We start from the raw sequence: 21,900 nt of genomic DNA, 5'->3' as shown, positions 1-21,900 counted from the left end.
TCCTGTAGGAGCGGCCTTGTGTCGCGATGGGCCGCAAAGCGGCCCCAATAAACTCACCCCAACAGCTGTCGCAACACCTCGGCAAACGCCAGCGCGCTTTGCTCTTCCTGCGCATGCCGCCCCTGGCGCACCACCCATTGCCCATTCACCATCACATCCCGCACCTGGCGATCGCCGCCGGCAAACAGCCAGCGGTTGAGAATCGCATCCCCATCGGCCATGGCTATGTAAGGGTCCTGCCCATCGAGCACCAGCCAGTCGGCGCGCTTGCCCACGGCCAGTTCCCCGACCGCCTGCCCCAGCGCCTGCGCACCGCCCGCCAGGGCAGCGTCATACAGCGTGCGCCCGACCATCGGCTGGTCGCCGCGATACAGGCGGTTACGCCGCTGGTCGCGCAGTCGCTGGCCATATTCCAGCCAGCGCAGTTCCTCCACCACGCTCAGCGATACATGGCTGTCCGAACCAATGCCCATGCGCCCACCCTGCGCCAGGTAGTCCACTGCCGGGAAAATCCCGTCGCCCAGGTTGGCCTCGGTGGTCAGGCAAAGCCCGGCTACCGCGCCGCTGCGGGCCATTGCGGTGACTTCATCCGGCTCTGCGTGGGTTGCGTGCACCAGGCACCAGCGCGGGTCCACATCCACGTGCTCGTACAGCCACTGCAACGGGCGCAGGCCGCTCCAGGCCAGGCAGTCGTCGACTTCCTTCTGCTGCTCGGCGATATGGATATGCACCGGGCACTGTTTGTCGCTGGCTGCCAGCACTTCGGCGATCTGCCCGGGCGTCACCGCGCGCAGCGAATGGAAGCACAGACCCAGTTGCTGCGCGGGTTGCGCGGCCAGCAGCGGGGCCAGCTGCGCTTGCAGTTGCAGGTACTGTTCAGTGGAATTTATGAAGCGCCGTTGCCCGTCATTCGGGGCTTGGCCGCCGAAGCCTGCGTGGCTGTACAGCACCGGCAGCAAGGTCAGGTCAATGCCGCTGTCGGCTGCAGCCGCGCTGATGCGGCGGGACAGTTCGGCCGGGTCGGCGTAGGCCCTGCCGGCCTGGTCATGGTGCACGTAGTGGAACTCGGCGACCGAGGTATAGCCGGCCTTGAGCATTTCGATGTACAGCTGGCGGGCGATGACCTGCAGCTGCTCTGGACTGATCTGGCCGACCAGGCGGTACATCAGGTCGCGCCAGGTCCAGAAACTGTCGTTGGGGTTGCCGGCGACTTCCGCCAGCCCTGCCATGGCGCGCTGGAAGGCATGCGAGTGCAGGTTGGGCATGCCGGGCAGCAGCGGGCCGGCCAGCCGCTCGGCGCCTTCGGCCGAGGCGCCCGGTTCGATGCGGGCCACATGGCCATCACTGGTGACCTCAATGCGGACATGGCTGGCCCAGCCCGTGGGTAGCAGGGCGCGTTCGGCGAAGTAGGCGGACATCGGTGAAAATCCTGTTATTGTTAACTTGTATATACATATACAGGCGTTTGCCTGCCGGGTAAACTGCGGCAAGCTACCGCTCATTCCATTTGCACAAGGATCCAACGCCGTGCCGACACCTCCTGTCTCCGCGCTGGTTGCCCAGATGGGCGAGGGCCCGGCTCCGCTTTACGCCCGGGTCAAACAGATGATCATCCAGCAGATCGACAACGGCAGCTGGCCACCGCATCACCGGGTACCCTCGGAGAGCGAACTGGTCAGTGAGCTGGGCTTCAGCCGCATGACCATCAACCGCGCCCTGCGCGAGCTCACTGCCGAAGGCCTGCTGGTGCGCATGCAAGGGGTCGGTACCTTCGTGGCCGAGCCCAAGGGGCGTTCGGCGCTGTTCGAGGTCAACAACATTGCCGACGAAATTGCCGCGCGTGGCCACCAGCATAGCTGCCAGGTGATCACCCTCACCGAGGAAACGGCCGGTTCCGAGCGGGCCCTGGCCCTGGATATGCGCGAAGGCCAGCGAGTGTTCCACTCGCTGATCGTGCATTTCGAGAACGGCGTGCCGGTGCAGATCGAGGACCGCTACGTCAATGCGGCGATTGCCCCCGACTACCTCAAGCAGGACTTCACCCGGCAGACGCCATACGCCTACCTGTCGCAGGTGGCGCCGCTGACCGAGGGTGAGCACGTGGTAGAGGCAATCCTGGCCGAGCCGGAAGAATGCCGCCTGTTGCAGATCGAGAGGGGCGAGCCCTGCCTGCTGATCCGCCGTCGCACCTGGTCCGGCCGCCAGCCGGTGACTGCCGCGCGGCTGATCCACCCCGGTTCCCGTCATCGCCTGGAAGGACGTTTCAGTAAATGAGTCAGCTGCAGTTGTTGCGTGCGCAGGGCTACCCGCGCATGCCGTGGAAGAACGGTGGCGGTTTCACCGAAGAGATTACCCGCGACAGTGGCGAAGGCCTGGACGGCTTTGGCTGGCGCTTGTCGATTGCCGATATCGAGGAGTCCGGTGGCTTTTCCACCTTCGCCGGCTACCAGCGAATCATCACCGTGTTGCAGGGCGACGGCATGCGCTTGCTGGTGGACGGCCAGGCCAGCCGGCCGTTGCTGCCGTTCGATGCCTTTGCCTTCAGCGGCGAGAGCCAGGTCAGCTGCAAGCTGCTGGGCGGGGCGATCCGTGATTTCAACCTGATATATGCACCGCAGCGCTACCGGGCGCGGTTGCAGTGGTTCGATGGCACCAGCCGTTTGTACAGTTCGGCGTCGACGGTGTTGCTGTTCGCTGCCAGCAGCCAGGTCGAGGTGGGTATTGCCGGGCGTGAGACGCAGCGGTTGGGGTTGTATGACTGCTTGCGGCTGGAGGGCAATGACCAGTTGTTGGGGTTGGATGTGCAGGGGCGGTTCTGCCTGATCGAACTCGTTTCACGTTGAAATAGCCGGGGGCTGCTGCGCAGCCCTTCGCGGGCTTGCCCGCTCCCACAGGTACAGCGCACGCCTTGAAGGCAGTGGAGCTCTCTGTGGGAGCGGGCAAGCCCGCGAAGGGCCGCGCAGCGGCCCCATTTCTTTTGCCATTCAGCGGAAAGGTCCAATTATTTTGGTTGTCCATGCTTGTACATACAAGTAAAGGTGTGTTTGTATATCTACCACGACATACCCGCCCGCGGACGACCGCAGAGGACCTTTCCCGTGACCGACAACAACAAATACCGTGACGTTGAAATCCGTGCCCCACGTGGCAACAAGCTGACTGCCAAAAGCTGGCTGACCGAAGCGCCACTGCGCATGCTGATGAACAACCTCGATCCACAGGTCGCGGAAAACCCGAAGGAACTGGTGGTGTACGGCGGTATCGGCCGCGCTGCCCGTAACTGGGCGTGCTACGACAAGATCGTCGAGACCCTGACCCGCCTGGAAGACGACGAAACCCTGCTGGTGCAGTCGGGCAAGCCGGTCGGCGTGTTCAAGACCCACAGCAACGCCCCGCGCGTACTGATTGCCAACTCCAACCTGGTGCCGCACTGGGCCAACTGGGAACACTTCAACGAACTGGACGCCAAGGGCCTGGCCATGTACGGCCAGATGACCGCCGGCAGCTGGATCTACATCGGCAGCCAGGGCATCGTCCAGGGCACCTACGAAACCTTCGTCGAAGCCGGTCGCCAGCATTACGGCGGCAGCCTGAAAGGCAAGTGGGTACTGACCGCCGGCCTGGGCGGCATGGGCGGCGCCCAGCCACTGGCCGCCACCCTGGCCGGTGCCTGCTCGCTGAACATCGAATGCCAGCAGAGCCGCATCGACTTCCGTCTGGAAACCCGCTACGTCGACGAGCAGGCCACTGACCTCGACGACGCCCTGGCACGCATTGCCAAGTACACCGCCGAAGGCAAGGCCATCTCCATCGCCCTGCACGGCAACGCTGCCGAAATCCTGCCAGAGCTGGTCAAGCGTGGCGTGCGCCCGGACATGGTCACCGACCAGACCAGCGCCCACGACCCGCTGAACGGTTACCTGCCAGCCGGCTGGACCTGGGAACAGTACCGCGACCGCGCACAGACCGAACCGGCTGCAGTGGTCAAGGCCGCCAAGCAGTCGATGGCCGTGCACGTGCAAGCCATGCTCGATTTCCAGAAGCAGGGTGTCCCGACCTTCGACTATGGCAACAACATCCGCCAGATGGCCAAGGAAGAAGGCGTGGCCAATGCCTTCGACTTCCCGGGCTTCGTGCCGGCCTACATCCGCCCGCTGTTCTGCCGTGGCATCGGCCCGTTCCGCTGGGCGGCGCTGTCCGGTGATGCCGAAGACATCTACAAGACCGACGCCAAGGTCAAGGAACTGATCCCCGACGACGCCCACCTGCACCGCTGGCTGGACATGGCTCGCGAGCGCATCAGCTTCCAGGGCCTGCCGGCACGTATCTGCTGGGTTGGTCTGGGCCTGCGCGCCAAGCTGGGCCTGGCGTTCAACGAAATGGTACGCAGCGGCGAGCTGTCGGCACCGATCGTGATCGGTCGTGACCACCTGGACTCCGGTTCGGTGTCCAGCCCCAACCGTGAAACCGAAGCCATGCGCGACGGTTCCGACGCTGTCTCCGACTGGCCGCTGCTCAACGCCCTGCTGAACACCGCCGGCGGTGCTACCTGGGTTTCGCTGCACCACGGTGGTGGCGTGGGCATGGGCTTCTCCCAGCACTCTGGCATGGTCATCGTCTGCGACGGTACCGATGAAGCCGCCGAGCGTATCGCTCGCGTGCTGACCAACGACCCAGGGACCGGTGTGATGCGTCATGCCGATGCCGGTTACGACATCGCCATCGACTGCGCCAAGGAGCAGGGCCTGGACCTGCCGATGATCACTGGCTGATCGCCACGCTTTGGATCGCACCCCACAAGGGGTGATACTGAACAACAAGAAGGAGCACGCAGGCACTTACAAACGGGCCTGCGGCTCCACGCGATTGGAGTAGTGAAGTGACCGAATTGACCCTCAAGCCCGGCACCCTGACCCTGGCCCAACTGCGCTCCATCCATGCGGCGCCCGTGCGCTTGCAACTGGACGCCAGCGCCGCGCCAGCCATCGACGCCAGCGTTGCCTGCGTCGAGCAGATCATCGCCGAAGACCGTACCGCCTACGGCATCAACACCGGTTTCGGCCTGCTGGCCTCGACCCGCATCGCCAGCCACGACCTGGAAAACCTGCAGCGTTCGCTGGTGCTGTCCCACGCCGCCGGTGTCGGCGCGCCGCTGGATGACGACCTGGTGCGGCTGATCATGGTGCTGAAGATCAACAGCCTCAGCCGTGGCTTCTCCGGCATCCGTCGCAAAGTCATCGACGCGCTGATCGCCCTGGTCAACGCCGAAGTCTATCCGCACATCCCGCTGAAGGGTTCGGTGGGCGCTTCCGGCGACCTCGCCCCGCTGGCGCACATGTCGCTGGTGCTGCTGGGTGAAGGCAAGGCCCGCTACAAGGGCCAGTGGCTGCCAGCCACCGAAGCCCTGGCCGTGGCCGGCCTCGAGCCGCTGACCCTGGCCGCCAAGGAGGGTTTGGCCCTGCTCAACGGCACCCAGGCGTCCACCGCCTATGCCCTGCGTGGCCTGTTCCAGGGCGAAGACCTGTACGCCGCTGCCATCGCCTGCGGCGGCCTGAGCGTCGAAGCCGCACTGGGCTCGCGCTCGCCATTCGATGCGCGCATTCACGAAGTGCGTGGCCAGCGCGGCCAGATCGACACTGCTGCCTGCTTCCGTGACCTGCTGGGCGACTCCAGCGAAGTGTCGCTGTCGCACAAGAACTGCGACAAGGTCCAGGACCCGTACTCGCTGCGCTGCCAGCCTCAGGTCATGGGCGCCTGCCTGACCCAGCTGCGCCAGGCCGCCGAGGTACTGGGCATCGAAGCCAACGCCGTGTCGGACAACCCGCTCGTGTTCGCTGCCGAAGGTGACGTGATTTCCGGCGGTAACTTCCACGCCGAGCCGGTGGCCATGGCCGCCGACAACATCGCCCTGGCCATCGCTGAAATCGGTTCGCTCAGCGAGCGCCGTATCTCGCTGATGATGGACAAGCACATGTCCCAGCTGCCGCCGTTCCTGGTGGAAAACGGTGGGGTCAACTCGGGCTTCATGATCGCCCAGGTCACCGCTGCTGCCCTGGCCAGCGAGAACAAGGCCCTGTCGCACCCGCACAGTGTCGACAGCCTGCCGACCTCGGCCAACCAGGAAGACCACGTGTCGATGGCCCCGGCTGCCGGCAAGCGCCTGTGGGAAATGGCTGAAAACACCCGCGGCGTGCTGGCCATCGAATGGCTGGGCGCCTGCCAGGGCCTGGACCTGCGCAAGGGCCTGAAGACCTCGGCCAAGCTGGAGCAGGCGCGCCAGGCGCTGCGCAGCGAAGTGCCGCACTACGACCGTGACCGCTTCTTCGCGCCCGACATCGAGAAGGCCGTGGAACTGTTGGCCAAGGGGCGCCTGACCGGCCTGCTGCCGGCTGGTGTGCTGCCAAGCCTGTAATGCTCCCAGGGGCCGCTGTGCGGCCCATCGCCGGCAAGCCGGCTCCCACAGATGGAGATGCGACACACCATCTCTGTGGGAGCTGGCTTGCCGGCGATTGGGCTGCAAGGCAGCCCCCCTCGATCTCACGACCACAAAAACAATTTAAGGACGTGACATGCAACAAGCTCAAGGTCTAAAACGCGGGCTAAGTGCCCGCCACATCCGCTTCATGGCCCTCGGTTCCGCCATCGGCACCGGCCTGTTCTACGGCTCCGCCTCGGCCATCCAGATGGCCGGCCCGGCCGTGCTGCTGGCCTACCTGATCGGCGGCGCCGCCGTGTTCATGGTCATGCGCGCCCTCGGCGAAATGGCTGTGCACAACCCGGTCGCCGGCTCGTTCGGCCACTACGCCAGCACCTACCTCGGCCCCATGGCCGGCTTCATCCTCGGCTGGACCTACGCCTTCGAGATGGTCATCGTCGCCATCGCCGACGTCACCGCCTTCGGTATCTACATGGGCTTCTGGTTCCCGGAAGTGGCCCGCTGGATCTGGGTGCTGGGCATCGTCTTCCTGATCGGCGGCCTCAACCTGTGCAACGTCAAGGTCTTCGGCGAAATGGAATTCTGGCTGTCGCTGCTCAAGGTCGGCGCCATCGTGGCGATGATCCTGGCCGGCCTCGGCATCATGGCCTTCGGCTTCAGCCAGGTAGGCACCGGGCAGGCCGTGGGTGTCAACAACCTGTTCGACCACGGCGGCTTCATGCCCAATGGCGTGGGTGGCCTGATCGCTTCCTTTGCCGTGGTGATGTTCGCGTTCGGCGGCATCGAGATCATCGGCGTGACCGCCGGTGAGGCCAAGGACCCGCAGCGGGTCATCCCCAAGGCGATCAACGCCGTGCCGCTGCGCATCCTGCTGTTCTACGTGCTCACCCTGTTCGTGCTGATGTGCCTGTTCCCATGGCCGCAGATTGGCAGCCAGGGCAGCCCGTTCGTGCAAATCTTCAGTAACCTGGGCATCGGCTCTGCCGCCGCGGTGCTGAACATCGTGGTGATTTCTGCCGCGATCTCGGCCATCAACAGCGACATCTTCGGCGCCGGCCGCATGATGTACGGCCTGGCCCAGCAAGGCCACGCACCGCGCGGCTTCAGCAAGCTGTCGAAGCACGGCGTGCCGTGGATGACCGTTGTGGTGATGGGTGCTGCGCTGCTGATCGGCGTGCTGCTCAACTACCTGATCCCGGAGAACGTGTTCCTGCTGATCGCCTCGATCGCCACCTTCGCTACCGTCTGGGTGTGGCTGATGATCCTGCTCACCCAGGTGGCCATGCGCCGCAGCATGAGCCGTGAACAAGTGGCCCAGCTGCAGTTCCCGGTACCATTCTGGCCATACGGCCCAGCCATGGCCATTGCGTTCATGGTGTTCATCTTTGGCGTGCTCGGTTACTTCCCGGATACCCAGGCGGCACTGCTCGTCGGCGTGGTCTGGGTGGTGTTCCTGGTGGCGTCCTACCTGCTGTGGTGCAAGCCGCGCGCAGGGCAGGGCAAGCCAGTAGCGGAACCGGCCGAGCTGCACCGCTAAGTAAAGGAGTCGATGTATGAGAACCGTCTGGCAGCACTGCCATGTGGCAACCATGGCCGAGGGCCGTTACTCCGCCATTGAGGACGCGGCCATTGTCACCAACGCCGGGCTGATCGAGTGGATCGGCCCGCGCGTCGAGCTGGCGTCGGTCGAGGCCGAACGTACGGTGGACCTGGGCGGCGCCTGGGTTACCCCCGGGCTGATCGACTGCCACACCCACGCGGTGTTCGGTGGCAACCGCAGCGGCGAGTTCGAGCAGCGCCTGCAGGGCGTGAGCTATGCCGAAATCGCCGCACAGGGCGGTGGCATCGCCAGCACCGTGCGGGCCACCCGCGCGGCCAGCGAGGACGAGCTGTTCACAAGTGCCCGCCAACGGGTCCAGGCGCTGATGCGCGATGGCGTGACCACCATCGAGATCAAGTCCGGCTACGGCCTGGACCTGGCCAACGAGCGCAAGATGCTGCGTGTGGCCCGGCGCCTGGCCGACGAGTTGCCTCTGGCGGTGCGCGCCACCTGTCTGGCAGCCCATGCCTTGCCGCCGGAATACGTCGGCCGGGCTGATGACTACATCGCGCACATCTGCGATGAAATGCTGCCGGCCCTGGCCGCCGAAGGCCTGGTGGACGCAGTGGATGCCTTCTGCGAACACCTGGCGTTCTCCCCGGCCCAGGTCGAGCGGCTGTTCATCAAGGCGCGCGAACTGGGCCTGCCGGTCAAGCTGCACGCCGAACAGTTGTCGTCGCTGCACGGTTCCAGCCTGGCGGCGCGCTACCAGGCGCTGTCGGCCGACCACCTGGAGTTCATGACCGAGGAAGACGCCATTGCCATGGCAAAAGCCGGCACGGTCGCCGTGCTGCTGCCGGGCGCGTTCTACTTCCTGCGCGAAACCCAGCTGCCGCCGATGGACGCCCTGCGCCGCCACGGTGTGAAGATCGCCCTGGCCAGCGACCTCAATCCCGGCACCTCGCCAGGGTTGTCGCTTCGGCTGATGCTGAACATGGGCTGCACATGTTTCCGCATGACGCCGGAAGAGGCACTGGCCGGTGTCACCGTGCACGCTGCAACGGCGCTGGGCCTGGGCGACAGCCATGGCTCGCTGGAAGTGGGCAAGGTTGCCGACTTCGTCGCCTGGCAGATCGAACGCCCCGCCGACCTGGCCTATTGGCTGGGCGGCGACCTGCCCAAGCGCGTAGTGCGCAAGGGCCACGAAATTTCCAATTGAGTGAGGCACGATGGACAAGGTACTGAGTTTTCACCAGGGGCGCCTGCCGCTGCTGATCAGCATGCCCCACGCCGGCCTGAAACTGTCGCCGGCTGTTCGAGACGGCCTGGTCGAGCAGGCGCGCAGCCTGCCGGACACCGACTGGCATATTCCGCGGCTGTATGACTTTGCCCGCGAGATGGGCGCCAGTGTCGTAGCCGCGGAGTATTCGCGTTTCGTCATCGACCTGAACCGGCCGGATGACGACAAACCACTTTACGTCGGCGCCACTACTGGCCTGTACCCGGCCACACTCTTCGATGGCGAGCCATTGTTCAAGGACGGGCTGGTGCCGACAGGCGAGGAGCGCAAGCAGTATCTGGAGCAGATCTGGCGCCCCTACCACGACACGATTCGTCGTGAGCTGGCACGGCTGCGCGAGCAATTCGGCTACGCCCTGCTGTGGGACGCCCATTCGATCCGTTCGCTGATCCCGCACCTGTTCGACGGCAAGCTGCCGGATTTCAACCTGGGTACCTTCAACGGCGCCAGTTGCGACCCGGCTCTGGCCGAACAGCTGAAAGAGGTCTGTGCCCAGGCCCAAGGCTACAGCCACGTGCTCAATGGCCGCTTCAAGGGCGGGCATATCACCCGGTATTACGGTGATCCGGCCAACCACATCCATGCGGTGCAGCTGGAACTGGCGCAGAGCACCTATATGGAAGAAGCCGAGCCGTTCGATTACCGCGAAAACCTGGCACGACCGACACAGGAGGTGTTGAAGCAGCTTCTGCAGGCGCTGCTGGACTGGGGCCAGGCGCGTTACGGGCGGTGAAGTTCACCGGTGAGAATGGCGACGCGATGCAGGTTGTTCGCGTCGCCAGTCACTACTGCTCAGTTGTTGTTGATTTGCTTGATGGTGAGTTCGCGCAGTAGCTCCCTCTCTTCCTGATCCTTGTCATCTTGCAGGCCTTGCTGCAAGTTCAACTCGTCCTGAAGCGAGTGGTCCTTGCTTGCCAGCTCAAGCACCCGCAGGCGGAAACGTGCTTCTATTTCGGCGAATCGGTCGGCAAATTCGGCTCGCAGACGCGTGGTCCAATCCGTATTCGCCAGCATGTAATCGACCAGTGCATCGCTCAGTTCACTTTTCCGGACCTTCTCCAGCACGCTGGATAGCTCATCGCGCGCCAGGTTTGCAGCACCTCGAAAACGCATGCTGTCGGCGATCGGCAGGTCCAGTTCCTTGGCCAGTTCCCGTCGGTAGGCCAGGCGTACCGATACCCGGTCACCCGTGCCAGTCCGTTGGTTGGCCATCAGCTCCAGCTGTTCGACCCGGAAAAGTTGCAACAGGCGACGACGCAGTGCTTGGAGGGAGTCGCCGGCGTCGATCAACAGGCGTTGGCTCATCAGATACAGTTCAATATTGTTGAACTCCTGCAGCGCTCCATCGTGGCAGGTCTGCGAGCCGGTTGCCGGGTCGGGCAATGCCGCAGCGGCGATGCTCTCCATGATCGGGCGTTCGGTTTCGTTGCTTGCAGCCACCACCAGCATGATGCGTACCCGTTCGCAGAAGGTGGTTCGCGTATTCGGGTCAACGTACGGAGCGGCATTGTGCAGACGGCCTGTCAGACGCAACAGATCGCTGCCTTCAAGCTGCTCCCAACACTCCCGCAATGCTGCATTCTGTGCCTCGTTACCCAGCATCCAGTCCTCCAGCCTGGGCGTATCATCGCCGAGCAGTGGGAAGTGAGGGTGGTCGAGAGATCCTTCGCTGGAAGTATCGAAGAACATCAGGTCGTCGGGGATATCCAGGGCAAAGGAATAGCTGTGCTGGCTGTCCGAGAACGTGCGTACCCGCAGGATGGTTTCAAGAGGCAACGGGTTGTCGAACAAGGCGATCGACGAGATCGGCATGGGATTGTTCAGGTTCGACAGGATGTGCTCGGGCAACTGGGTGATGTTGTTCGAGCTCAGGTCGAGAAGTTCCAGTGGCAGCAAACTGTCACACCAGTTGGGCCAGGCTTGCAGGTTCATGTTGGTCAATGCGAGTGACTGCAGGTTGCTGGCCAGCGATGCGGGCACCCGGTCGATGCTGCCCATGCGGTTGCCCGACAGGTCCAGCGACGTCAGGTTTCGCAGCCCTGCGAAAATGTCGAGCATGGCCTGATCGACCTCAAGGCCCATGTTGCGAAACTCCAGGAAGGTGAGCTGGGGAAGGCGAGCCAGAGCGGATGCCAGCGAGGGCATGGCGGCCTGGTGCTCATCGATGGTCAACCGGCTGATGTTAGGGAACCGGCTGAGTAGTTCATCGAGCTGTGAGGCGCTGCCTCGCAACCGCGTCAGGCTGAGTGCGCGTACACGGGCGCCGAAGAACGCTGGAAGCCGCCTGGGGAAATGTTCGATGGCCACGTCCTCGAGTTGCAGGCGCAGGTAGGACTGGCCCTGCTCTTGTTGTTCCCAGAATTGACCGATCGCTGACGCGATACGTTGCCTGTCTGCTAGCGCGGCTTGGGTCAATGGGTTGCTCGAACTGGATGCCTGGGCCCAGCCATCGATCGCATCGCGCATCTGTCGTCGCTCATCGCGAATGCGTGCGAGTTGTTCGGATAGTGCTTCTGGCTGGTCCGTGGTGATGCCCGAGGTGTCGACGCGCTCGTTCAGCAACAATCGCTGCAGGTGAGATTCATTGATGCTGTTGCCTTCCAGCGAGATCACCGGTGGGGTGGTCAGCATGTCCGCTTCATGAAGCAGGAACGAGGGCAACGACCTGAGATTGTTGTGGCGCAACGACAGATGGGAAATGCGCGCCAGGGCGTCGCTGCCAATCCCGATCGGCCATTGGGCCAGCTGCATCTGGTCCAGGCCCAGGTAGTCCAGGGTCAATTCATGGAAACTTGGCCTGTTGCTCTGCGCCAGCCGGTTACCACTCAGGTCCAGATATCTCAATTGGCGAAGCCCTGACAGCAGGTTCAGGTCGCTTTCGGAGAGCGTCATGTTCTGGTTGGTGAGCACCAGTCGTTGCAACGCTGGCAGGCACTCGGTGATGGTGGGCACGCTGAACAGGAAGGGCGAGGGCGTTGCCCTGGGGTCAAACGCACGGCTGATTTCCAGCGACTCGATCTGCGGCATCTGCCTGAGCAGGCGCTGCAGCAGGCGCTCGTTTTGCGCCCAGCCCGCCAGCGATCCTGACGGTAGGTCGATCAGGCTCAGGCTGCGCACGCGTGTGTTGAAAAAAGCGGGCAAGGTGAGGGGTACGTCGGCAAGTGGGACGCGGGCGATACGCAGTTCGGTCGTGGGCTCTGCACTCTCCTCCAGCGCAGTCTCGTACCAATGTTGCATGATCGAGTCACGCAGGCTGTCGTAGTCGTGGGCTGCCTGGTCGCTTGCCGGCGAAATGGCTTCGCTCCAATCGTCCAGGCTGCTTTGCAGCTCGTTGCGTTGCTCCACCAGCGTCTGCAAATGCTCGAATATCTGCAGCTGTGTACGGCCGCGGCTGGCAAGTGCCAGCAGAATCTGATCTGCCGAGCGGCCGGTGCGTGTGGCGAGCCCTGTGGCTTCGATAGCTTCGAGCAGGCGCTGACGGGTGATGCCGTGGGTGGCCGGGCCGCCGCCACTGAGTGGGTAGCCCAGGCGACCATCGGCCAGGCGCATGGGAGAACGGTAGCCGGGGCGTACGGGCTGCATGCCCAGCAGCACCCTCAAGGCTGGGCGGGGTAGTAACGGGCTTTCCTGTACAAGGCGCTGCAGCGCTTGCTGATCGGTGACGTCCATGCTCGCCATCGCCGCGGGCAGTGCCTCGTACAATGCAGCGTAAAGGCTTGGGTACACCTTGACCACGGCACTGGGCAGGCTTTCGTCGTGGACGATGTACCCTGCCGGGGCATGGGTGATGGTCGTGTATGGGCGGGTGCCCGGCGTGCCAATGGCATGATCTTGGGTTGGCCAGGACATGCGCTGGAGCAGCCGGAGCCTGGTCTGTACAGGCCAGCCTGGCAAGCGTTCGAGCGTATGCATGATCAACAGGTCGCTATCCCAGCTCGGCACGCTGGACAGGTACAGCCCTTCGCAGGTGCGGGCAAGGCGAATTTGTTGCTGGTAGACGCGGGCCTCCTCGCCAAGGCGCAGTGGTACCTTGCCACTGTCGAGCATCTGCAGTTCGAGGGCACTGGCCTCGCGTGCCAGCTCATTGGCGACTGCTGATGGCAATTTCGGATACGCCCTCTGGATGGCCTCGGCACCCGGCGCCAGGTCGTGCGAAAGGCCGGCGTAGGCCCTGGCAAACTCAGCGGGCCGAGTGCTCTCGTCCGCCAGCTGGCGGACCGTTTCGTCCAGCTTGAAGCGTTGCAGGGTGTCTTCCAGCAAGGCCGGCAGCCGCTGGCTTTCGGCCAGGGCCCGGCGCAGCTCGTCTTCGTGTACGCCGCTGACGGCGATAATCCGTTGCAGCGTCGGCTCGTCGAAGTGCCCACTCAAGTGGCCGATGCGGCGCAGGAGTGTCATGCCCGACCAACTCAGTGGCTTATCCGTAACGTGCAACCATGCTCCGGCACCGTTGTGCCGCACTGGCGGCTGGTAACGGCGAGGACTTGCAGGGTGTTGCAAACGATATTCGCCAGTCGTTGGCGTTTGGCTGACGATGTACTGATTGCCCTGCAGTACCAGCCAGCGTTTGCCTTGGTGATGCCGTAGGCCCAGTTCGTCCGGTACCAGGTCATGGGGCAGTGTCTCGTGACTCTGGTAGGGTGTGAGGTCGGGTTTCCACAACCGCATCTGACCATCGGATGTTTCCACGACTTCCAGTTCTTCGATAAATGAAGGCGTTTCTACAGGAATGCGGGGTATCCCTGGCTCCTCATCCTCTGGCTCTTCAATCTCCGGCCCTTCCGGCGCCGTGCCAGTTTCGCTGCCCTGCGAGCCTCTCAATGCTTTGGCTACTGCGCTGAGGGCGGCCATGACGGCCACGTTTTCGATCACATCGACCAGATAGCCATAGGCAGTATCACGCTCGTCGTTTTCCCAGGCGTCGATCCCTTCATACACCTCATGGGCCAGCTGGGCCAGGCAAACGGCAAGCATTGCCTCGCCAAGCCCCGGCACGAAGAAGCCGGCGATGTTCAAGGCCGTGAGCACACGGCCGGCAATCAGCTCTCGGTGGGCTTGGGCGGTGCGCCGATCGACGATTTCGGTTGGCGTGGCGTGGAACAGCACATCCTTCTCATGACGCTGGGTCTTCTGGAACGTCATCACGCCCTGGAAGGCGTGGCTGAAAGGCTTTTTGACCGGATACAGGGTGGCGTGCGGGTCCGGAACACGTTCATGCAAGCCGCGGACACTCCAGGCGAGGGGCATGAGCCGGTCCTTCAGGCGGGTGGTTATCGGCGCCTTGTCGCGGTCGGCGAGGTGCTTGTCCAGGTAGCCGATATCGGCCTGGAGCCTGTCGCGCAACTCTTCGTTCATGGCTTCCTGGCTGGCGAATTCCTTGAGGGGCGTTGTGCTGTCTTCGGGGATGTACAGCGCCACTGCCTGATGCTCTTCAGCTTGCAGGGTGATGAGCACAACGCCGGTCAGCTCGGCTTCCCACAAGTCGAGCAGGCTGAACGTCACCGGCGAAGAGGGCGATGGCGCCTGGTCAAGTGGCGTGGCAAGAGCGGCGGAATATAGCGCCTCGCTGATATCCCCCTTGAGGCGGGCCAAATGCAGGGATTGCCGGAATGCCGAGACCTCTGCACGCCCCAGTGTTTCATAAACGGCCAGTGCGGCTTCATCCGCGCCGAGTGGCGGCGTGGCCGCTGGATAGTAGATGGCATGTACCTGTTGATGGTATTTGCCGCCGATATCCAGCGTACGACACAAATCGGCGAAATCTTCGGCGGCGATATCCAGTGCATTGTTGATCGGCACGGTGCCCATGAAGCGCCGGTGATCGACTATGACCGACCTCTTGAGCAGGGAGGCGGGCGCGTCCATGCCATGGTCGGCAGCGGCATCCTGGTCGAAGTTGTGCAAGGCGCAGTGCAGCAGCGAGCGTGTAGCACGGTCGACCGCCTGGCGGCTGTCGATGGCATTGGTCGTTTCGATCTGGCGGGCATCGACGAGGTAGGTGTTGCGCACGTCCAGGTCAAGCCTGAATCGCTGCTTGATGGCTTCGGTGAGTGTCTTGGTGGCGTACGCTTCCAGGGTTGGAAGCTTTTCGAACAGCTTGTGCACCTGCACCTGGTGCTCGCGGTGACGTGCGTGCTCTTCCTGCCATGCCTTGGCGACTTCCGGTTGTTGCTGGATTGCCGTCGCCAGCCAGGCAGGGGCTTGATGCCAGTTGCGCATCGCGCTCTGGGTTTCTGGCGGAGCCTGCTTGAGCCAGGTGGGGATTCTGCGCTCGATGGTGGCGTAATGAACACTAGGTACGGCAGTGACTGCAGTTGGCATGGCGAAGCCCTTGCTTGATTTGGGGCGAGGGACTATCGCGGGCCTGTCTGAGCTGCTGGAGGTAGATATATGTGCCCTCGAGGTGCGGCGGCATCAGCGCGGGCAGTGCTCAAAGCGCAATTCAGGTTTATGATGGCCCACGGCCGAATAATCCTCACACGGAGTGCGCAATGCAGACCCTGTACCCGCAGATCAAACCCTACGCCCGGCACGATCTGGCCGTGGAAGCGCCGCATGTGCTGTATGTCGACGAAAGCGGCTCGCCAGAAGGTCTGCCGGTGGTATTCATCCACGGCGGCCCGGGCGCCGGTTGCGACGCCCAGAGCCGCTGCTACTTCGACCCAACCCTGTACCGCATCATCACCTTCGACCAGCGCGGCTGTGGCCGCTCCACGCCGCATGCAAGCCTGGAGAACAACACCACCTGGCACCTGGTCGAGGACCTTGAGCGCATCCGCGAGCACCTTGGCATCGACAAGTGGGTGCTGTTCGGCGGCTCGTGGGGCTCCACCCTGGCCCTGGCCTACGCCCAGACCCACCCCGAGCGGGTGCATGGCCTGATCCTGCGCGGCATATTCCTGTGCAGGCCCCAGGAGATCCAGTGGTTCTACCAGGAAGGCGCCAGCCGCCTGTTCCCCGATTACTGGCAGGACTACATCGCGCCAATCCCGCCGGAGGAGCGCGGTGACCTGGTCACGGCCTTCCACAAGCGCCTGACCGGCAACGACCAGATCGCCCAGATGCACGCGGCCAAGGCGTGGTCCACCTGGGAAGGCCGTACCGCCACCTTGCGTCCCAACCCGCTGGTGGTCGACCGCTTCTCCGAGCCGCAGCGTGCACTGTCGATCGCCCGTATCGAATGCCACTACTTCATGAACAACGCCTTCCTCGAGCCGGACCAGCTGATCCGCGATCTGCCGAAGATCGCCCACCTGCCGGCCGTGATCGTGCATGGCCGCTATGATGTGATCTGCCCGCTGGACAACGCCTGGGCGCTGCACCAGGCCTGGCCGAACAGCGAGCTCAAGGTGATCCGTGACGCTGGCCACGCGGCTTCCGAGCCGGGCATCACTGATGCCCTGGTGCGTGCCGCCGACCAGATGGCCCGGCGCTTGCTCGACCTGCCCCTGGAAGAAGCATGAGGGGCCTGCTGCAGCGCGTGCGCGGTGCACGGGTGGAGGTAGCGGGGGAGGTGGTGGGTGCCATCGACCAGGGTTTGCTGGTGCTGGTGGCCGTCGAGCCTGAAGATTCCCGTGAGCAGGCCGACAAACTGTTGCACAAGCTGTTGAACTACCGGGTGTTCAGCGACGAGCAGGGCAAGATGAACCTGTCGCTCAAGGATGTGGGGGGAGGTTTGTTGCTGGTGTCGCAGTTCACCCTGGCGGCAGACACCCGCAACGGCATGCGCCCGAGCTTCTCGACGGCAGCGCCACCGGCCCTTGGCGCCGAGTTGTTCGACTATCTTTTGCAGCAGGCGAAGGCCCGGCACGCCGATGTGGCAAGCGGGCAATTTGGCGCAGACATGCAGGTGCACCTGGTCAATGATGGCCCCGTAACATTTATGTTACAAATATGAGGTTAAAAAACCCCTTGTTCACAGGAAAACAAGGGGTTTTGTACGATAAATAGTTGTTCCAGCCTGATGCGTTGTCACGCGACCTGCTGGATAATCGCGCGCTGCATGGACCTGCGTTCGCAGGTTCGTTTCACTCTGACTCGAGTATTGTCTGGATCCGTTTGGGGAATCATTACGCCCTCACGGGGTCCGAACAGTGCTCGCCAACCCGGCATTTGTCGCTGGCCGTTGGTTTCATGATCTGTTTTCGGCGAGGGTTGCTCGTGATTGTTAGTCCCCAAAAAGCATCAAGAATCCCCGGTACCGGGCTGCGCAAGGCCCTGATGGCCAGTGTTGCACTGGTCGGCCTGATGAGCGCGGGCCAGCTGTGGGCATTCAATCTTGACGATGTTGCAGCCAAGGCAAAGGATCTGGCCGGCCAGAAGTACGAAGCACCGAAAAGCAACCTGCCGGCCGTATTCCGCGACATGAAGTTCGCGGACTACCAGAAGATTCATTTCCTGCAGGAAAAGGCCGAGTGGGCCAAGGACAAGACCCCGTTCAAGCTGTCGTTCTATCACCAGGGCATGCACTTCGATACCCCGGTGAAGATCAACGAGGTCACCGCCACCAAGGTCGAGGAAATCAAGTACGACCCGAGCCGTTTCGAGTTCGGTGACGTGCCACACGACCCGGAAACCACCAAGAACCTGGGTTACGCCGGTTTCCGCGTGCTGTACCCGATCAACAAGGCCGACAAGCAGGACGAGATCATGACCCTGCTTGGCGCCAGCTACTTCCGCGTGGTCGGCAAGGGCCATGTATATGGCCTGTCGGCCCGTGGCCTGGCCATCGACACCGCACTGCCGTCGGGTGAGGAGTTCCCGCGCTTCACCGAGTTCTGGGTCGAGAAGCCCAAGCCGGCCGACAAGCACCTGGTCATTTACGCCCTGCTGGACTCGCCGCGTTCCACCGGCGCCTACAAGCTGACCCTGCGCCCAGGCAACGATACCGTGGTCGACGTGCAGTCCCGCGTGTTCCTGCGTGACCATGTCAGCCGCCTGGGCATTGCCCCGCTGACCAGCATGTACCTGTTCGGCCCCAACCAGCCGTCCAAGGTCCTCAACTACCGTCCGGCCCTGCACGACTCCGAAGGCCTGTCGATCCATGCCGGCAACGGCGAATGGCTGTGGCGCCCGCTGAACAACCCGAAACACCTGGCCGTGAGCAACTTCAGCGTCGAGAACCCGCGTGGTTTCGGCCTGATGCAGCGCCAGCGCGCCTTCAGCGACTACGAAGACCTCGACGACAACTACCAGAAGCGCCCGAGCGCCTGGATCGAGCCGAAGGGGGACTGGGGCAAGGGCACCGTCGACCTGGTCGAAATCCCGACTGCCGACGAGACCAATGACAACATCGTGGCCTTCTGGAGCCCGGAAAAGCTGCCTGAGCCAGGCAAGCCATTCGAGTACGCGTACCGCCTGCACTGGACCATCGACGAGCCGAAGTTCCAGGCTCCCGAGCTGGGCTGGGTCAAGCAGACCCTGCGTTCCACCGGCGACGTCAAGCAATCCAACCTGATCCGCCAGCCAGACGGCAGCGTGGCCTTCCTGGTCGACTTCGCCGGCCCGGCGCTGGCCGCCCTGCCGGAAGACACCGCCGTGCGCAGCCAGATCAGCGTGGGCGACAACGCCGAGGTGGTCGAGAACAACCTGCGCTATAACCCTGAGACCAAGGGCTGGCGCCTGACCCTGCGTTTGAAGGTCAAGGAAGCCAACAAATCGACCGAAATGCGTGCCGCGCTTGTGCGTGACGTGCCGGTCGAAGCCGCCAAGCCTGCCAAGGACGCCAAGCAGGACAAGGCTGCAGCCAAGCAAGCCAAGGCCGAGAAAGCCGCCAAGGCCGAACAACCTGCCGCCGATGCGGCGCCCACCAACGGGACCCCGGCCACCACCGAGAAGGTGCTGACCGAGACCTGGAGCTATCAGTTGCCTGCCGATGAGTAACTCAAGCGCAAGGCCGGAATCGCTTCGCGAGTACCTGGCCCACCTACCACTGAGCGACGAGCAACGGGCGGAACTCGCCAGCTGCACGTCATTCAGTGAGCTGCACCAACGCCTGGCGGCCAACCCGGCCGCCAGCTCTACCGAGGCCGTGCAGGCCTCGGTGGGCCCGCGCCTGACCGTAGGCAGCGCCGCCGAGCTGGAAGACGCCGAAATGCTTGGTGTCGACGGCAGCGGCCGCCTGTGCCTGAAGATCGCCCCGCCGATCAAGCGCACCAAGGTCGTGCCCGAGCCATGGCGTACCAACGTGCTGATCCGCATTTGGCGGCGCATGACCGGCCGCACCAACGCCCCGCAGCCGCCCAAGCGCGAGTTGCCGCCAGCCCGCTGGCGTACGGTCGGTTCGATCCGCCGTTACATCCTGCTGGCGCTGATGATCGGCCAGACCATCGTTGCCGGCTGGTACATGAAGGGCATCCTGCCGTACCAGGGCTGGTCGTTCGTGGACTTTGACGAAGTCGTCAACCAGCCGCTGTGGGACACCGTGGTGCAGGTTTGGCCGTATGCCTTGCAGACGTCCATCCTGGTTCTCTTCGGCATCCTGTTCTGCTGGGTATCGGCGGGCTTCTGGACTGCGCTGATGGGCTTCCTCGAGCTGCTCACCGGGCGCGACAAGTACAAGATTTCGGGTAGCAGTGCAGGCAACGAGCCGATCGCGCCCGAGGCGCGTACCGCGCTGGTGATGCCGATCTGCAACGAAGACGTGCCGCGCGTGTTCGCCGGCCTGCGCGCAACGTTCGAGTCGGTGGCCGCCAGCGGCAACCTCGATCGCTTCGACTTCTTCGTGCTCAGCGACACCAACGACACCGACATCGCCGTGGCCGAGCAACAGGCCTGGCTGGACGTGTGCCGCGAAACCAAAGGCTTCGGCCGCATCTTCTACCGCCGTCGTCGGCGCCGGGTGAAGCGCAAGAGTGGCAACCTCGACGACTTCTGCCGTCGTTGGGGCGGCGAATACAAGTACATGGTCGTACTCGACGCCGACAGCGTCATGAGCGGCGAGTGCCTGAGCAGCCTGGTGCGCCTGATGGAGGCCAACCCGGACGCCGGCATCATCCAGACCGGGCCGAAGGCCTCGGGCATGGACACCCTGTATGCGCGCCTGCAGCAGTTCGCCACCCGCGTGTACGGCCCGCTGTTCACCGCCGGCCTGCACTTCTGGCAGCTGGGCGAGTCGCACTACTGGGGCCACAACGCGATCATCCGCATGAAGCCGTTCATCGAGCACTGCGCCCTGGCGCCATTGCCGGGCAAGGGTGCGTTCGCCGGTGCAATCCTCTCCCACGACTTCGTCGAAGCCGCGCTGATGCGCCGTGCCGGCTGGGGCGTGTGGATTGCCTACGACCTGCCGGGCAGCTACGAAGAACTGCCGCCGAACCTGCTCGATGAGCTCAAGCGCGACCGCCGCTGGTGCCACGGCAACCTGATGAACTTCCGCCTGTTCCTGGTCAAGGGCATGCACCCGGTGCACCGTGCGGTGTTTCTCACCGGTGTGATGTCGTACCTGTCGGCGCCGCTGTGGTTCCTGTTCCTGGTGCTGTCGACCGCGCTGCTGGCCACCAACACGCTGATGGAGCCGCAGTACTTCATTGAGCCGTACCAGCTCTACCCGCTGTGGCCGCAGTGGCACCCGGAGAAGGCCGTGGCGCTGTTCTCCACCACCATCGTGCTGCTGTTCCTGCCCAAGCTGCTCAGCGTCATTCTGATCTGGGCCAAGGGCGCGACCGAGTTTGGCGGGCGCATCAAGGTCACCCTGTCGATGCTGATGGAGATGCTGTTCTCCATGCTGCTGGCACCGGTGCGCATGATCTTCCACACCCGCTTCGTGCTGGCCGCGTTCCTCGGCTGGGCCGCGACCTGGAACTCGCCGCAGCGTGACGACGACTCCACGCCGTGGAGTGAAGCGGTGCGCCGCCACGGCCCGCAGACCCTGCTGGGCATCGGCTGGGCGGCGCTGGTCGCCTGGCTGAACCCGAGCTTCCTGTGGTGGCTGGCGCCAATCGTTGGTTCGCTGGTGCTGTCGATCCCGGTTTCGGTGATCTCCAGCCGCACCCGCCTGGGCCTTGCCGCCAAGGACGAGAAGCTGTTCCTCATCCCCGAGGAATATGCCACCCCGCAAGAACTGCTGGCCACCGACCAGTACACCCACGAAAACCGCTGGCATGCCCTGCATGACGGCTTCGTGCGGGCTGTGGTCGACCCGCGGCAGAACGCCCTGGCCTGTGCCATGGCCACTGCCCGTCATGGTCAGGCAGCGCCGATCGAGGCACTGCGCGCCGAGCGCGTGGCCAAGGCGATGGAGGTAGGGCCGAAAGGGCTGGACCTCAATACCCGCCTGGCCCTGCTCAGCGACCCGGTGGCGCTGACCCGCCTGCACGAGCAGGTCTGGGCCGAGCACAATGCGGCGTGGATCGACGTGTGGCGTGCGTCGATCAAGAACGACCCGCATTCGCCGCTGTTGCCGTTGCATCCGGAGAATGAAGGCCAACCGGCACTCGTCGGCGCCTGATCGGCCCAGGGGCCGCTTTGCGGCCCTATCGCGACACAAGGCCGCTCCTACAAGGGAATGCATGCCCCTGTAGGAGCGGCCTTGTGTCGCGAAACGAGGGCAAAGCCCTCGCTAGCAATGTCCCTGCATGATGGATTTTGGCCAACAAAGTCCCCCCCGGCTCTAGGTCCCCGAGCCGC

At 63.8% G+C, this 21,900-nt stretch carries 13 protein-coding genes; 11 read left to right on the top strand and 2 right to left on the bottom strand.

Annotated elements, in window-relative coordinates:
* Positions 1-53 precede the first annotated feature (53 nt).
* Positions 54-1,418 (bottom strand): formimidoylglutamate deiminase, encoded by a 1,365-nt coding sequence (locus GEV38_RS25435; RefSeq protein WP_054572190.1) that lies wholly within the window; start codon positions 1,416-1,418, stop codon positions 54-56.
* Between the two features lie 145 nt (positions 1,419-1,563).
* Between GEV38_RS25435 and hutC the strand changes: the two genes are divergently transcribed.
* The 7 genes from hutC (at position 1,564) to hutG (ending at position 10,009) form a co-directional block, all read left to right on the top strand.
* Positions 1,564-2,274, top strand: a complete 711-nt coding sequence (gene hutC / locus GEV38_RS25430; protein WP_013974563.1) for a histidine utilization repressor — start codon at positions 1,564-1,566, stop codon at positions 2,272-2,274.
* Positions 2,271-2,843, top strand: a complete 573-nt coding sequence (locus tag GEV38_RS25425) for a HutD family protein (RefSeq protein WP_013974562.1) — start codon at positions 2,271-2,273, stop codon at positions 2,841-2,843. Before hutC ends, GEV38_RS25425 begins: the two co-directional genes overlap by 4 nt.
* Before the next feature lie 255 nt (positions 2,844-3,098).
* The gene (gene hutU, locus GEV38_RS25420) at positions 3,099-4,772 is read left to right on the top strand and encodes a urocanate hydratase (protein ID WP_015272106.1); all 1,674 of its coding nucleotides are present in this window, start codon (positions 3,099-3,101) and stop codon (positions 4,770-4,772) included.
* A 107-nt stretch (positions 4,773-4,879) separates the two neighbouring features.
* A complete protein-coding gene (gene hutH / locus GEV38_RS25415) occupies positions 4,880-6,412 on the top strand; it encodes a histidine ammonia-lyase (protein ID WP_015272105.1) in 1,533 nt (510 codons plus the stop codon).
* 157 nt (positions 6,413-6,569) lie between these two features.
* Entirely contained in the window at positions 6,570-7,973 is a 1,404-nt protein-coding gene (locus GEV38_RS25410) for an amino acid permease (protein ID WP_054572189.1), read from the top strand.
* A gap of 16 nt (positions 7,974-7,989) precedes the next feature.
* Positions 7,990-9,195: an imidazolonepropionase gene (hutI, locus tag GEV38_RS25405; protein WP_054572188.1), complete on the top strand. Its 1,206-nt coding sequence runs from the start codon at positions 7,990-7,992 to the stop codon at positions 9,193-9,195.
* Between the two features lie 10 nt (positions 9,196-9,205).
* Complete coding sequence (gene hutG, locus GEV38_RS25400) at positions 9,206-10,009, top strand: N-formylglutamate deformylase (RefSeq protein WP_015272102.1); 804 nt, start codon at positions 9,206-9,208, stop codon at positions 10,007-10,009.
* A 59-nt stretch (positions 10,010-10,068) separates the two neighbouring features.
* Here hutG and GEV38_RS25395 read toward each other — a convergent pair whose 3' ends face one another.
* Complete coding sequence (locus tag GEV38_RS25395; protein WP_239688255.1) at positions 10,069-15,594, bottom strand: dermonecrotic toxin domain-containing protein; 5,526 nt, start codon at positions 15,592-15,594, stop codon at positions 10,069-10,071.
* 170 nt (positions 15,595-15,764) lie between these two features.
* Here GEV38_RS25395 and pip point away from each other — a divergent pair, with 170 nt between their 5' ends.
* From pip to mdoH, 4 genes are all read left to right on the top strand, one after another.
* Entirely contained in the window at positions 15,765-16,736 is a 972-nt protein-coding gene (gene pip / locus GEV38_RS25390) for a prolyl aminopeptidase (RefSeq protein ID WP_013974556.1), read from the top strand.
* Positions 16,733-17,170, top strand: a complete 438-nt coding sequence (gene dtd, locus GEV38_RS25385; protein ID WP_013974555.1) for a D-aminoacyl-tRNA deacylase — start codon at positions 16,733-16,735, stop codon at positions 17,168-17,170. Before pip ends, dtd begins: the two co-directional genes overlap by 4 nt.
* A gap of 263 nt (positions 17,171-17,433) precedes the next feature.
* Positions 17,434-19,155, top strand: coding sequence for a glucan biosynthesis protein G (locus tag GEV38_RS25380; RefSeq protein WP_015272100.1), 1,722 nt, complete (start codon positions 17,434-17,436; stop codon positions 19,153-19,155).
* A complete protein-coding gene (mdoH, locus tag GEV38_RS25375; RefSeq protein ID WP_054572186.1) occupies positions 19,148-21,721 on the top strand; it encodes a glucans biosynthesis glucosyltransferase MdoH in 2,574 nt (857 codons plus the stop codon). Before GEV38_RS25380 ends, mdoH begins: the two co-directional genes overlap by 8 nt.
* The last annotated feature ends 179 nt before the right edge of the window (positions 21,722-21,900 follow it).

It is taken from the genome of Pseudomonas sp. 13159349, from assembly GCF_013305685.1.
Taxonomy (GTDB): Bacteria; Pseudomonadota; Gammaproteobacteria; order Pseudomonadales; family Pseudomonadaceae; genus Aquipseudomonas; species Aquipseudomonas asiatica.
The sequence above is the reverse complement of the archived record's forward strand: the minus strand, read 5'-3'. Positions and strand labels throughout refer to the sequence as shown.